This window comes from Secundilactobacillus malefermentans DSM 5705 = KCTC 3548 (genome assembly GCF_001436395.1).
In the GTDB taxonomy this organism is placed as follows: Bacteria; Bacillota; Bacilli; order Lactobacillales; family Lactobacillaceae; genus Secundilactobacillus; species Secundilactobacillus malefermentans.
In genome coordinates, this window is record NZ_AZGJ01000146.1 from 1 (window position 1) to 317 (window position 317).

At 39.1% G+C, this 317-nt stretch carries 1 protein-coding gene; it reads left to right on the forward strand.

All coding sequences use genetic code 11. From position 1 onward, the window contains the following. Nucleotides 1-317: transposase (locus FD44_RS10225; RefSeq protein ID WP_162258127.1), on the forward strand; the 317-nt coding region annotated here is incomplete at both ends.

The following is a 317-nucleotide window of genomic DNA, read 5'->3' on the forward strand; positions in this document are numbered from 1 at the left end:
CAGTCTAGTCGATAAATATTGCAACATTTCGCAAGCCACACGACAGAAAATATTCATGCATTTGCAGGACGACCGGACTCAGGCCAGCATCGCCTTAGATAATTGTGTATCACCAAGTACAATTTGTCGCTATTTAGATAATTACGATGATTTATTCCGCCGGAATTATGATTACTTACCAGAGCATTTAGCGATGGATGAAGTTCGCGGTGTTGGTGGTCAATTACACTTTATCTGTATTAACGGTGCCAGCAACCATGAAATTCAACAAATCTTGCCGGATCGCTATAAAAAAAGCATTATTGAGTACTTTAATA